The organism is Pedococcus sp. P2_E4 (assembly GCF_056403935.1).
In genome coordinates this window covers 1-11,389 of record NZ_JBFUEO010000063.1, presented here as the reverse complement: position 1 = coordinate 11,389, position 11,389 = coordinate 1, and the positions used below count along the sequence as shown (strand labels likewise).

General features: G+C 70.2%; 16 protein-coding genes. 8 read left to right on the top strand and 8 right to left on the bottom strand.

Annotation, left to right across the window (positions count from 1 at the left end):
* Positions 1-35 precede the first annotated feature (35 nt).
* Both AC1DV7_RS17530 and AC1DV7_RS17525 read right to left on the bottom strand, forming a co-directional pair.
* Positions 36-389: a VOC family protein gene (locus tag AC1DV7_RS17530; RefSeq protein ID WP_477598617.1), complete on the bottom strand. Its 354-nt coding sequence runs from the start codon at positions 387-389 to the stop codon at positions 36-38.
* A 43-nt stretch (positions 390-432) separates the two neighbouring features.
* Positions 433-1,719 carry an amidohydrolase gene (locus AC1DV7_RS17525; RefSeq protein WP_477598616.1) on the bottom strand — a complete coding sequence of 429 codons (1,287 nt, stop codon included), beginning with the start codon at positions 1,717-1,719 and terminating at the stop codon, positions 433-435.
* A 373-nt stretch (positions 1,720-2,092) separates the two neighbouring features.
* Here AC1DV7_RS17525 and AC1DV7_RS17520 point away from each other — a divergent pair, with 373 nt between their 5' ends.
* Positions 2,093-2,533: a hypothetical protein gene (locus tag AC1DV7_RS17520; RefSeq protein ID WP_477598615.1), complete on the top strand. Its 441-nt coding sequence runs from the start codon at positions 2,093-2,095 to the stop codon at positions 2,531-2,533.
* 446 nt (positions 2,534-2,979) lie between these two features.
* Here the strand turns inward: AC1DV7_RS17520 and AC1DV7_RS17515 are convergent, their stop codons facing one another.
* Genes AC1DV7_RS17515 through AC1DV7_RS17500 form a run of 4 tightly spaced genes read right to left on the bottom strand, consistent with a single transcriptional unit; the run spans position 2,980 to position 5,298 of the window.
* Positions 2,980-3,456, bottom strand: a complete 477-nt coding sequence (locus AC1DV7_RS17515) for an SRPBCC family protein (protein ID WP_477598614.1) — start codon at positions 3,454-3,456, stop codon at positions 2,980-2,982.
* 22 nt (positions 3,457-3,478) lie between these two features.
* Positions 3,479-4,072, bottom strand: a complete 594-nt coding sequence (locus AC1DV7_RS17510) for a DUF1989 domain-containing protein (protein ID WP_477598613.1) — start codon at positions 4,070-4,072, stop codon at positions 3,479-3,481.
* Positions 4,069-4,797 carry a guanitoxin biosynthesis heme-dependent pre-guanitoxin N-hydroxylase GntA gene (gntA, locus tag AC1DV7_RS17505; protein WP_477598612.1) on the bottom strand — a complete coding sequence of 243 codons (729 nt, stop codon included), beginning with the start codon at positions 4,795-4,797 and terminating at the stop codon, positions 4,069-4,071. Before gntA ends, AC1DV7_RS17510 begins: the two co-directional genes overlap by 4 nt.
* A 3-nt stretch (positions 4,798-4,800) precedes the next feature.
* On the bottom strand, positions 4,801-5,298 hold the full coding sequence (locus AC1DV7_RS17500) for a hemerythrin domain-containing protein (protein WP_477598611.1): 498 nt from the start codon (positions 5,296-5,298) through the stop codon (positions 4,801-4,803).
* A 192-nt stretch (positions 5,299-5,490) separates the two neighbouring features.
* On the opposite strand from AC1DV7_RS17500, the gene AC1DV7_RS17495 reads away from it, so the two are divergent.
* The 4 genes from AC1DV7_RS17495 to AC1DV7_RS17480 are packed head-to-tail and all read left to right on the top strand — an operon-like array spanning position 5,491 to position 8,169.
* Positions 5,491-6,579: a sigma-70 family RNA polymerase sigma factor gene (locus AC1DV7_RS17495; protein ID WP_477598610.1), complete on the top strand. Its 1,089-nt coding sequence runs from the start codon at positions 5,491-5,493 to the stop codon at positions 6,577-6,579.
* A complete protein-coding gene (locus AC1DV7_RS17490; RefSeq protein WP_477598609.1) occupies positions 6,576-7,478 on the top strand; it encodes an STAS domain-containing protein in 903 nt (300 codons plus the stop codon). The genes AC1DV7_RS17495 and AC1DV7_RS17490 overlap by 4 nt, the downstream gene beginning before the upstream one ends.
* Positions 7,475-7,861 (top strand): STAS domain-containing protein, encoded by a 387-nt coding sequence (locus AC1DV7_RS17485; RefSeq protein ID WP_477598608.1) that lies wholly within the window; start codon positions 7,475-7,477, stop codon positions 7,859-7,861. Before AC1DV7_RS17490 ends, AC1DV7_RS17485 begins: the two co-directional genes overlap by 4 nt.
* On the top strand, positions 7,858-8,169 hold the full coding sequence (locus AC1DV7_RS17480) for a phosphatase RsbU N-terminal domain-containing protein (RefSeq protein ID WP_477598607.1): 312 nt from the start codon (positions 7,858-7,860) through the stop codon (positions 8,167-8,169). The genes AC1DV7_RS17485 and AC1DV7_RS17480 overlap by 4 nt, the downstream gene beginning before the upstream one ends.
* A gap of 4 nt (positions 8,170-8,173) precedes the next feature.
* Here AC1DV7_RS17480 and AC1DV7_RS17475 read toward each other — a convergent pair whose 3' ends face one another.
* On the bottom strand, positions 8,174-8,512 hold the full coding sequence (locus AC1DV7_RS17475; protein WP_477598606.1) for a hypothetical protein: 339 nt from the start codon (positions 8,510-8,512) through the stop codon (positions 8,174-8,176).
* A gap of 158 nt (positions 8,513-8,670) precedes the next feature.
* Between AC1DV7_RS17475 and AC1DV7_RS17470 the strand changes: the two genes are divergently transcribed.
* Entirely contained in the window at positions 8,671-9,618 is a 948-nt protein-coding gene (locus AC1DV7_RS17470) for a hypothetical protein (protein ID WP_477598605.1), read from the top strand.
* A gap of 29 nt (positions 9,619-9,647) precedes the next feature.
* Here the strand turns inward: AC1DV7_RS17470 and AC1DV7_RS17465 are convergent, their stop codons facing one another.
* Positions 9,648-10,304 (bottom strand): hypothetical protein, encoded by a 657-nt coding sequence (locus AC1DV7_RS17465; RefSeq protein WP_477598604.1) that lies wholly within the window; start codon positions 10,302-10,304, stop codon positions 9,648-9,650.
* A gap of 291 nt (positions 10,305-10,595) precedes the next feature.
* On the opposite strand from AC1DV7_RS17465, the gene AC1DV7_RS17460 reads away from it, so the two are divergent.
* Positions 10,596-11,057: a hypothetical protein gene (locus AC1DV7_RS17460; RefSeq protein ID WP_477598603.1), complete on the top strand. Its 462-nt coding sequence runs from the start codon at positions 10,596-10,598 to the stop codon at positions 11,055-11,057.
* Between the two features lie 66 nt (positions 11,058-11,123).
* A partial coding sequence (locus AC1DV7_RS17455; protein ID WP_477598602.1) for a cell wall-binding repeat-containing protein occupies positions 11,124-11,389 on the top strand: 266 nt, incomplete at its 3' end.

The window sequence follows — 11,389 nt, the reverse complement described above, 5'->3', positions numbered from 1 at the left end:
GCACGCGGGGCCGCGGCCCGGCGGCGCTCTTGGGGTCAGGCGGGCTGCCAGAGCTCGATGCGGTTGCCCTCGCTGTCCGTGACCCAGCCGAACCGGCCGACGCCGTCCATGTCCTGCGTCTCGTCGGCCACGTCGGCTCCGTCGTCGCGCAGCTGGGCGAGCATGGCGTCGAGGTCGCGGACCCGGAAGTTGAGCATGGTCTGCTGCGCCCGCGAGCCGAAGTAGTCGGTCTCGCCCTCGAAGGCGGCAAACACCGTGGGCCCGGCCTCTTGCTGCCACAGGCCGTGCTCGTCGACGTCGAGGCCCAGGCACTCGCGGTACCAGGCGCCCAAGGCCCCCGGGTCTGCCGCCCGCATGAAGTGACCACCGATTCCCACGACGCGTTCCATGCCCCCAGCCTGCCCTGCCGTCACCGGCACGACCAGCCAGGACTCACGGCGCCCACGGGTCTGCGCACAGCGCGGCGTCGCCGCAGTACTCCGCCCGTCCTCCGACGACGGTCGCCAGCACGTCGATGTCCAGCAGCGCGTCCACGGACACCGCGGTCGGGTCGCCGGAGAGGATGACCAGGTCCGCGTACTTGCCACGCGCCAGACTGCCTTTCACGTCCTCCTCGAACGTGCCGTAGGCCGCATCGATCGTGAACAACCGCAACGCCTGTTCGACGGTGAGGCGTTGGGCCAGCTGCCAGTCCTCGGGGCTGCGGCCGAGCGGCGTCTGCCGGGTCACTGCCTGGTGGATGGCCTCGAGCGGTGAGCCGTGCGGCAGCTCGGTGGCCCGGTCGCCGAGGCCGAGCAGCAGCCACGGCATGTCGGTGCTGCCGATGGTGCGGACGTCGCTCTCCACGAGGTCGCGCCACCGGGCGATCCAGCCGGTCCGGCCGCGGGCGACGAGCTCCGGGAACCCCGCCTCCGTGGCGAGGTCGCCGGGCACGCCCGGCTGGATGGAGGCAATCATCCCCAGCTCGCCCATCCTCGCGAGCTGGTCGTCGCGGACCTGTATGGCGTGCTCGACGCGGTGCCGTGCGTCCGGGTTGGGGTGCGCAGCCTGGGCTCGTGCCACAGCGGTCAGGTACTGGTCGAGGGCCTGGGCGCTGACGGTGTGGGCCGACACCTGCCAGCCGTCGCGGTGCGCCCCGAGCACGTACGAGTCCAGCTCGGCCTGTTGCCAGTGGAACCGCGTGCCCCAGTCGTGGTCGAGGAAGAGCTTGATCCCGCCGAGTCGAAGGTGGGGCCCGAGGACCTGGTGGGGCGTCTGGTCGACGAACCAGATCCCGAACTTCTGGTCCTCGAAGTTGACGGGCAGGTAGGCGTTGACCCGCAGCCGCAGCGTGCCGGCGGCGTCGAGCTCGCGCAGCCTGGCGAGCCGCTCCCGGTCCACGAACTGCTCGCTGATGCTGGTCCACCCACGCAGCAGCGCCGCCTCGATCGCCATCTCGGCGTTGAAGCCCACCATGCCCCGGTCGCCGATCCAGTGCGCGTGAGAGTCGATGAAGCCCGGCACCATCGTCCGGCCACCGAGGTCGACCAGCCGGGTCGCGCTCCTGCGCAGCACCATGACGTCGTCGTCGGTGCCGACCGCCATGATCCGACCGTCCCGGACGGCCAGTGCCTCGGCCCGCGGCTGCGTGTCGTCCATCGTGAGGATGACCCCGTGGCGGTAGATCACCTCAGGCGGAGCGGGGCTGGTGTCGGAGACCTGCGGCACCAGGAGCGCCACGCACCCTCCCAGGACGACCGCATGGCGCCACGACAACCGCACGCCCCATCGTCCCACCGTGGGCGAGGCGTGTCGGGGCGAGATCGGTGCGGCCCCGCGCCTGCCGCAGGTATGACGCGTTGCGGGCCTCGACATGACGCGGGCCACCCCACGGGATCGGCTCTGTCCCACGCACGGAACTGCCCGGATCGCACGCCCGGGCGGGGCGAGGGACACGTCATCCGCGGTACTCCAAGTGGTCCTCATCCATGTGAAGGGGAACCACCAGACGTGGCAGTGGTGCCCTGCCGTCCGTCCCTTGCACGGCAGGGCACTGCTGTCACTCCCCCGAGGCCCGGTCCGGCCGGGACTCGAACCACGAATGGAGCTCGTGATGACCGTGATCGCCTTCAGACCACGCGACACCGGCACGTCGTCCGCCATCGGCGACGATGGCGGCGCTGCAGTCACGGGGACGTTCCGGTCCCCTCGGGGGCGCACGGGCATCATGACGGGGTCGCTGCGACTGAGGCGGTTCGTCGTGGCACCCAGAGGAGTGTTCGTCACCGGTGTCTTCACCGGGGAGCTGCGTGAACCTGACGGAACCCTGGTCGGCAGGGACTCGAGACGAGTGACGACGCCAGCCGACCTCGTCGCCGGCGAGGGGGGACTGAACCCGGTGGTGCGGTCGCTCGAGCTGGAGCTGATGGGGATCGCGGTGCACATCGCGCCATTCGCCCTCGACCCCCGCCATGTCTTTCCAGTGGTGGGTTCCGTGGCACGGCGGAGGGCGGGTGGCGCCGTCGCGCGCCGCGCCCGCGTGGTGCCGCGATGAAGGTCGCGGCCTTGTGCGCCCCCTTCCTCGCGTTGGGGCTCATGCACGTCCTGCAACGACTCGAGGCGTGGGCCCTGCGGGACGGCGAGACGACTCCGACCAGGACCCGCCCGGCGACCTCGGGACAGCTGGCGCCGACCGACCCGTGGGTACGCCAAAGGGCGGTTCCCCGGCGTCAGTCGCAGGCCAAGGCTTCGAACCATGGATGAGTCGAGCGGACCGCAGGCCGGGGACGCGCTGCCGAACCCGATACCCCGTGACCCGCCGCCACCGCCCGGCTACGTCGACCCCTTGGAGGGGAATGCGGCGCTGGACGACCTGCTGCCGGACGCGCCGGTCGATGACGCCGGCGCACCGCCGGCAGCTGGACAGCGACGACGTCGCTCAGCGTGAGCCCGGCCGCCGGTCACGACCTCCGGCGCGCCCGGCCTCAGGGTCGCGAGAGGTCAGTGGCTCGCGGCTCGGTCGCGGTGATGTCCTTCGGCCAGGTAGGCGAGCCGCTTCAGGGTCTCGACGTTCCGGGCCCCGATGGCCAGCTGCCGCGCGGGTCTCGGAATGAGGGCGCCCGGTCCGCTGGTGGCGTCCTCCTCGATGCTGACGGAACAGGTCTCCACCCCGCGGGAGGAGACGGTGAGGACGACCTCCGCCTCGCCGGCCGGCCACCCTCGGGCGCGCAGGACCAGCTCGCCGGGCTCGGAGGACCGCAGCACCTCGGTGGTGTCGTCGACCAGCATCGGCCAGAGCCCGAAGGAGTGGTGGATCCGCGCGCCCACCGCCGGCCACCCGAGGTCGACGTCCCGCACGCGGGAGGCGCCGACGACCCACGTGGCATACGACCACCCGTCGGCCAGGACGTCCCACACGGCCTGCACGGGGGCGTCGACGTCACGGGACACGGGGACCACTCCGCTGGTGTGCTCCATGGTCAGCTCCTCTGATCGGGGGTCACGGGACATCCGTCACCTCGAACTCGATGGGCTTGCACACGCCACCGTTCGACTTCTCGGCCGAGCAGGCGGTCAGCCCGACGTGCAGGTCCATCTCGGCCCGCACCACGAACCGGTCGCCGGCAACAGAGGTGGGCGGGTCGATGTGCAGCTCGCCGCTGGACTCTGGCCACACGTTCATGAAGATGTTGAGCGTCGTCGCGATCTGGTCCGGGACGACGCCGAAGCCCGCCAGTCCGCTGCTCAGGTTCTCCAGGCAGCTGGGGTGGTAGGCGCCCTCGAACTCCGGGTACAGCAGGTCGAACGTCTCCTGGCTGCACGGCGTGAGCAGGAAGTCGTGCCGGCCGCACGAGTCCTCGACGACGGTGAGCATCGGGGCGCTCCGGTTGCTGTACAGCACGTGACCGGTGGTGAGGAAGATGGTGTTCGCGTAGTCGATCGTGCGGCCACTGGACAGCTTCTCGTCGTGGTCGTCGGCCCTCAGGCAGAACAGGTCGCTCACCTGCCCACCTTGGGGGTCGATCACGGTCAGGAGCTGGCCCGCCCGCAACAGGAACCCGGTGCCGGTCTGCGGTGCCAAGGTCGTCGTCACCCGGTCTCCTCGTCCTCGAACGTCACGGGCGCCGCCCACGTCGCGGGGACGGCTCGTCCGGAGTACTGCCTGGCCTCCGATCCGCGGCCGTGGTCGGCCACCATCGGGTTGACCGACCCCTGGAGCTCGGCGTCCCGACGCCTGATCGTGTCACGCATGCGGTCGAAGCGGTCCGATTCGCGCAGCTCCTCGAACTGGTCGTGGAGGTTGAACACCAGAGTGGGCAGCGGCGCGCGCCGGGCGATCCTGGAGGCCCGTGGGTGCAGCCCCACGACGAAGAAGGCGGTGCCCCCGACGCTGAACGCGAAGTGCGGGCTGGCCGGGTCGTCCGACACCGAGGGGTCCCACGAGCGGTGGTCTGCCTCGTGCAGCAGCTCCAGCTGGCGCCACAGGAGGGTCTCGAACTCGACCTCGTCGGCCACCTCTGTCGCCCTGAACACGGCGACGAGTGATGCGAAGCCCTCGCTCCGGTCGGTGTCCCGGCCGAAGGTCGTCAGGGCGCGCGCGAGGGTCCGCGTCGCCGCATCGCCGGCGAGCTGCTCGAGCACGACCACTGTCGCGCGTTCGCGGTTGAACACGGACCGCGCCCCGAGGCACGGGTAGTCGGGATGCAGCACCATCGACTCCAAGGCGCTCGCGATCCCCTCGGGCGTGCTGCTCGGGGCCTGCTCGCCCGCGAGGGTGTCAAGGAGCTCGGGCAGGGCCGGCTCGTCGTCGTTCGGCACGTGTCAGGCGATGACCGCGTCGACGGCCTTCTTCATGGCGCTCGGCTGTGCCGGGGACCGGGGCGCCCGCTTCTTCGCCTCCAGCAGCTGGTCGCCGAGCTCGCGAAGCTGGGTGCGGCTCAGCCCCTCGCGCACCTTGGGGAACCAGTCCTGCTCCTCCTCCTCCATGTGGTGGCGGACGTTCTCGATGAGGACGGTGGTCTTGGCCTCGAAGCGCTCGTCGCCGGGCTTGAGGGCAGCCAGCTCCATGACGAGGACGTCGGCGACGTGGTGCTCCTCGTAGGACTCGAGCACGTCGTCCTCGAGCTCGGGCAGCAGCTGGCGCACCTGCGGGTACATCACCTCGTTCTCGATGTAGGTGTGCACCGTGAGCAGCTCGATGACCTTCTTCACGATGGCGCCCTTTCGGGGCTTGGTCGTGCTGGCCTTCTCGAACTCGCGGAAGAGCGCGCGGACCTCCTTGTGGTCGTCGCGGAGGATGACGATGGCGTCCTGGGACATGGATGGCGCTCCTGCGTCTTGTGGCCGGACGCGGCGGGTCTGCGTCTCTGGTGTCTACTGTCTACCCACCCGGGCCGTGCCCAAACCCACCCGGTCCGTGCCCGGACCCGGCCGCGCAGGCGGGCGAGTGACCTCCAAAACTGCAGGTCAGCGGCATACAGATTGGTCGTAGGGCGGCGTAGGGTCGCACAGGTGAGCACGGCTCGGGCCACCAACGAGCCGCAGGAACCGGACCACGCGGTCGACGTCGCCGCCCTGATCCCGATGCTGCGGCGGATCGTCGCTGCGCGCGTCGGGCAGCATCCTGCCGCCGAGGACCTCGTGCAGGAGACGCTGGTCCGGGTGCTGGAGGCCGAGGACCGCATCGAGCCGGGGATGATCGAGCCGTACGCCATCGCCACCGCGCGCAACGTCGTCGCGTCGATGTGGCGGCGCACGGACACCGACTCCCGGAACCAGCACCGTGCGCACGACCCGAGCCAGCCGGAGGAGGCGGAGGTCCTCGTGGTGGCCTCCGAGGAGCAGGCCGCCGTCAACGAGGCCCTGAGGCGGCTGACCGACCGAGAACGAGAGGTGCTGCTGGCGCACGAGATCAGCGGCAGGGCAACGCAGTCGTTGGCCGACGAGTCAGGGAGCACCGCCGGTGCGGTTGCGGCACAGCTGAAGCGGACCAGGGCGCGGCTGAGGGTCGAGTACCTCCTGGCCCTGGAGCACATCGAACCCCCGACGGACCGCTGCCGTCCGGTGCTGCTGGCCCTGTCGAGTGCCGACCGTCGTCGCCAACGAGAGCTCGACGCAGCCAGGCACCTGCTGGAGTGTGAGCTCTGCGCGAGGGTGAGCGGACCGCTGCTGGACCGGGGCCCGGTGCGGGACAACGAGATCCACGTGCCCATCAGCGGTGACCCCGACATCGTCGCGGCGCGTCAGGCGGCGCGGGAGCTCGCGATGCGGGCGGGCGTCACCGGCGCCGACCTCACGATGCTCGCCACCGCGGTGTCCGAGGTCGCCCGGAACATCGTGCGCTTCGCGTCGCACGGAGAGGTGACCATCGAGCTGCTCGAGCGGCCCCGACCCGGGATCCACATCGTGGCCCGGGACACCGGCCCGGGGATCCCGGACCTCGAGCAGGCGCTCCAGGACGGTTTCAGCACGTATGACGGGCTGGGCCTCGGGCTCCCCGGTGCCCGACGCCTCATGGACCAGTTCCACGTGGTCTCCGAGGCAGGCCACGGCACCACCGTCACCATGACCAAGTGGTTCGAGAAGAAGGGAACGGCATGAAGGCACAGGACCCGGAGGACCAGCAGAACCCCACGGAGCACGACGGGGAGACGACCGGTGACCAGCTGCTGCCCCAGCTGGTGGCCCACCTCAGGGAGCACCGGGCGAAACTGCGCGACGAGTGGGCATCCCGGATCCGCGACGCCCACCTGCTGGAGGCGATGACGCCGCAGGAGATGTCGGCGGAGACGACGTCCGTGTACGACAACTACGTCGAGGTGCTCGAGACGGGGAGCGTCGAGGCGTTGCAGCACTATGCGCGAGACCTGTCCGAGCGGATCATCCCGCGGGGGGTGGAGACGCATGAGGTGGTCGGCATCGTGCTGCTGCTGCGCGACGTGCTGGCCCGGTCGCTCTTCGAGAAGTACCAGCGCGACTTCGGTCTGCTGAACCGGATCCTCGATGCCTACGAGCCGGCAGCGAACCGGATCGCCAACACGGTGGCGGTCAGCTTCGTCGACGAGCGAGAGCGCGTCATCAGGCAGCAGCAGGACGCCATCCGCGAACTGTCGACTCCGGTTCTCCCTGTCCGCGAGCGGTTGCTGATCCTGCCGATCATCGGCGTCCTCGACAGCGAGCGGGCGCGGCAGCTCACCGAACAGCTGCTGAGCGGCATCCGCACGCACCGGGCCAAGGTCGTCGTCATCGACATCACGGGGGCGCCCGAGGTCGACGAGACCGTCGCCAACCACCTGGTGCAGACCGTGGACGCCTCCCGGCTGATGGGTGCCAGCGTCATCATCACCGGCTTGTCACCCACGATCGCGCAGACCCTGGTCACCATCGGGGTGGACCTGAGCAAGATGAACACCATCGGCGACCTCCAGGGTGGCCTGGAGGAGGCCGAGCGCCTGCTCGGCTTCGAGGTGACCCGCAAGGAGGTGACGAACGGCTCGTGAGCTCTGGACCGGCCCTCGTCTCCATCCTGCGTCAGGGTGACACCCTCGTCGCGTCGGTCCACACTGCCCTGGACGACTCGCAGATGGTGCGGTTCCAGGACGACCTCGTCCGCCAGATCGGTGAGCACCGAGCGCGCGGAGTCATCATCGACGTCGCGGCCCTGGACGTGATCGACAGCTTCGCGTCGCGCACGCTCCAGTCGATCGCCGACATCGCTCGCCTGCGTGGGGCGGTGACCGTCGTCGTGGGGATCCAGCCGGACGTCGCCTTCTCGATGGTGCGCCTGGGCATGGGTATGGGGCGTGTGCCGACCGCCTTGGACCTCGAGGAGGGCCTTGCCTACCTGGCGCGGCTGCGCACGCCAGCGAAGGGACGGGCATGAGCGACCTCGACGACCTCACCCTGGACTACCGGGTGGCCTTCCAGAGGTACCTGCCACATCGCAGTGAAGCCGCTCTGACGGACGGCTACGAGCTGGGGCGCCAGGCCATCGCGCGCGGGGTCAGCCTGCTGGACCTGGTGCAGGTCCACCACGCCGTCCTCGCCGAGGTGCTCGAGGACACCCCTGACGCCGAGGTCCGGGCCACCACGGCGGTCGCCTGCTCCTTCCTCCTGGAGGTGCTCGCGACGTTCGACATGTCCCACCGCCGTCTGGACCTGCCCTCGCAGAACGGGGCGTCGCCCGCGTAGCCCCCTACTCGGCGGCTGGGACGTGTCCGATGTCTTCGTCCTCCTGTGTCCCCACGAGGACGATGACGGTCAGGGCGACGAGGGGGACGACGAGCGTCCACAGGGTCGCGAGGACTCCGGCGAGGCAGCCCACGACGACGAGGCGGCGGGCCACCTTCGGACGATCACGGAAGGCCAGCGTTCCCAACAGGATCAGCGTGCCGCCCCCGACCAGTGAACCGAACCAGAAGGGGATCCCGCCGTCTCCCGTGAGGATGGCTCGAGTCGTCTCAGCGAGCCCCGCGACGACATACAGCCCTCCGAGGGACACCGCGAGGGTGTCGGTGAGCCGGCGGCGGGTCATGGCCCATTGTCCGACCAGAGGCAACGCGCGACAACGGCCTCACTGGGCCAACCGATCAGGCGCAGTGGCTGGCTGGCGTCGACGGTCCAGACGGAACGAGTCGTCCCCGGGCACGTCTGACACCTGCGGCAGGGCACGGCGGCTGCCACACTGCCTCCGTGGGGAATCAAGGGGAGCAAGCCAGCTCAGGCGCGCCCAACGCCGGTCATGACGACCCCAGTCCGCGTACCGTCGACCTCTGGCGTGTCCGCGGGCTCGCAAAGGCCTGTGCGTGGAGCACCGCACTCCTCGCGGCAGCCGCCATCGTCTGGTTCGCATCCGGGGTCCCGCCGGCCTTCATCGGGCTCTGGGGCGGGCTCGTGGCACTGGCCTGGTTGCTCGTCGGCATCGCCGGGTTCGTCGTGGCCGTTCGCACGCATCGGCCGTCCCAGGTCCCGCAGACCTCCGAGAGAGGGTCACGCTGGCGGGTCTGGACGTCACCGTGGGTCGGCGCGCTGTCGACCGTCGTGGTGCTGGCCGGGATGGTGCTGTTGACCTTCGTCGTCGACGGCGCCTTCCCGGCGCTGGTGCTCGGGTCCGATCCCGGCCGCTCGGTGGCCCAGACGGCCGACTTCAGGGAAGCCAAGCAGCGGCGGGATGTCGACCGAACCCGGATCACGTTCGAGACCAGCACTGGCGCCGTCGTCGAGACGTGGGCGGCGGACCCCGACTACATCGTGGGCCCAGGGACCCCAGTGGTCTACGACATCGACCACCCGCAGCGGGCCATGACGGAACGCACGTGGGAGAAGGAGCGCGCGGCCCCGTGGCAGCTCCCTCTCGCCGTCCTGGTCTGGCTCGGCCTTGTCGCTGCTCCGTTCGTGATGCGGCGGGCAAGGTCACGGATCTACGGCACCCTCCAGCCCGGTCTGCACATCGTGAAGGCGACGCGAGTGCGGCGCTCGAAGCTGGTCCGCCTCGAGTGGGATGACGGCTCCAGAGCAACCTTCGTCGACGTGCCCGGTTTCGGTGACGCGGTCCAGAGGCGCCTCCACGACGACGGCGACGACATCCCGTTGCCGTGGGCGGGTACGCCGCCAATCACAGGCCGGTCTCCCTGGTCCTGACCGGACCCGGCTGCGTCAGGGGCAGGCAGTCAGGTGCTGCCCAGCGGGGACCGGCGCGCGACCACGAGGGTGCTCAGGACGGCCACGAAGAGGACGAAGGCCAGGGGCGAGACCACCTCGAGCTTTTCTGATCCCACGATCAGCAGGACTGCCCGCGCGAGCGCCAACAGCGCCACGATGCCCGCGAGACCCTTGAACCAGCTTGGCCGGGCGACCTTCAGGACGCTGGTCGCCCAGACCGCGATGGTGGCGAACAGCAGGACGTCGGTGAGGTCGCAGGTGACCGCCAGCCCGTGCACGAGGCTGTCACCGCTGTCCTCGGCCACCACGCTCAACCACAGGACCGGGACTGCGGTCAGGACGGCGGCCGCCGCGACTCCCAGGCCGGCGATCTCCAGTGCGCTCCTCGTCCTGCGACCCTCCCTCGTGCGCAAGCCCAGGGCGAACGGCACGAAGGCGGCAGCAGCCAGCAGGCCGATCAGCTGCGCCGTGATGACGACCCCTGCGTGTCGCGCGTAGAAGTCGCGCACTGTGCCGGTCGGGTCCTGACCGCTGGGCGTCGAGGCCATGCCGGCGCTGAGCAGCAGGAGCACCACGAACACCCAGCCCCAGACTCCCGCCAGCCGGCCTGACCGGGTCATCGGAGTGGAGGGACGCACGTGCGGGGCGTCAGCCGACAGTGACATGGCCACAGTGTGATGGCGCCGTTCACGGCTGTACAGATGCACACGTCGTGCGACCGGCGGGCCCACAGCCTCGCGCTATCGGCGCCGTCGACGGCGCCGATACCCGGCTGATATCCGGCCGGAGCACCTGCCGCCCAGCCACAGCCCCTCAGGCGCACGCAGCCCGGTTCTCATCGCCTTGAACGGGTACGGCGAGAACGGCGACGGGACCGCCGAAGGGCTCGGCAACCTCCTGCTCGCCGGCATCCCGAAGGTCATCGGCGTCGGAGCTGGCCGACGACCCGCCCGCTCGTGGTGCTCGCCGCCCAGCACGTCGAGGAGCCTCCAGGGTTCGACGCCGTAGCGTGCGACTCCCCTCTCTGGTTCGGCTCGTGCAACCTGCAGCTGCAGCGCGACCGAGACCACGTCCGGCCCACGTCCTGCACCACGCCGGGTGAGGTCCACGACTTCATCGCGTATGCCGTGGCCCGCTACAACGTCGACCCCTCCCGGGTCGACGTGGTCGACCCACGGGGCAGCATCGAGCCCCTCACCCACCTGGCCGGTTGCGCCGGCGTCACGGCGGTCGGCACGCTTGATGGTGGTTCAGCGGGGACCTTCGCCAGTCCGTGGTACTCCGCGGGAACCCTGTTGTCCGTCTGGCGAGCCGGGGACGGGGTGCGTCGCGCCGAGGCTTACTTGCCGATTTCCCTGCTGCTCGTGATGAGGCTGTGCCAGACTCGCGGCGGGGTAGGGCATCTGCGCCATCCGTGATCGGAGTGCTGCATGAACCACGGGGTCTCATCAAGTCTGCGCCCGGGGGCTCGCCTGGCCATGCGCATGGTTGTCGTCGTCATGATACTCGCGGGGCTTTCAGAGCCGACGATCTCGCGCCAGGCGTTAGGTCCAGCCGCTGCGGTCGCGACCTTCTCTGTCGAACGTTTGGCGGGAGCGGATCGGTACTCCACGTCGGTGGCGGTGTCGAAGTCGCAGTTTGCGCCCGGTGTGGCTGTGGCGTACCTCGCGTCGGGGGTGAACTTTCCCGACGCTCTTGCGGGTGGGCCTGTGGCGGCGCTGCGTGGAGGTCCGGTGCTGCTGACGGCGCA

Coding starts and splice junctions, on each gene's coding strand:
- AC1DV7_RS17530 (WP_477598617.1), bottom strand. CDS start 389: ATGGAACGCGTCGTGGGAATCGGTGGTCACTTCATGCGGGCGGCAGAC.
- AC1DV7_RS17520 (WP_477598615.1), top strand. CDS start 2,093: ATGACCGTGATCGCCTTCAGACCACGCGACACCGGCACGTCGTCCGCC.
- AC1DV7_RS17515 (WP_477598614.1), bottom strand. CDS start 3,456: ATGGAGCACACCAGCGGAGTGGTCCCCGTGTCCCGTGACGTCGACGCC.
- AC1DV7_RS17500 (WP_477598611.1), bottom strand. CDS start 5,298: ATGTCCCAGGACGCCATCGTCATCCTCCGCGACGACCACAAGGAGGTC.
- AC1DV7_RS17490 (WP_477598609.1), top strand. CDS start 6,576: ATGAAGGCACAGGACCCGGAGGACCAGCAGAACCCCACGGAGCACGAC.
- AC1DV7_RS17480 (WP_477598607.1), top strand. CDS start 7,858: ATGAGCGACCTCGACGACCTCACCCTGGACTACCGGGTGGCCTTCCAG.
- AC1DV7_RS17475 (WP_477598606.1), bottom strand. CDS start 8,512: ATGACCCGCCGCCGGCTCACCGACACCCTCGCGGTGTCCCTCGGAGGG.
- AC1DV7_RS17465 (WP_477598604.1), bottom strand. CDS start 10,304: ATGTCACTGTCGGCTGACGCCCCGCACGTGCGTCCCTCCACTCCGATG.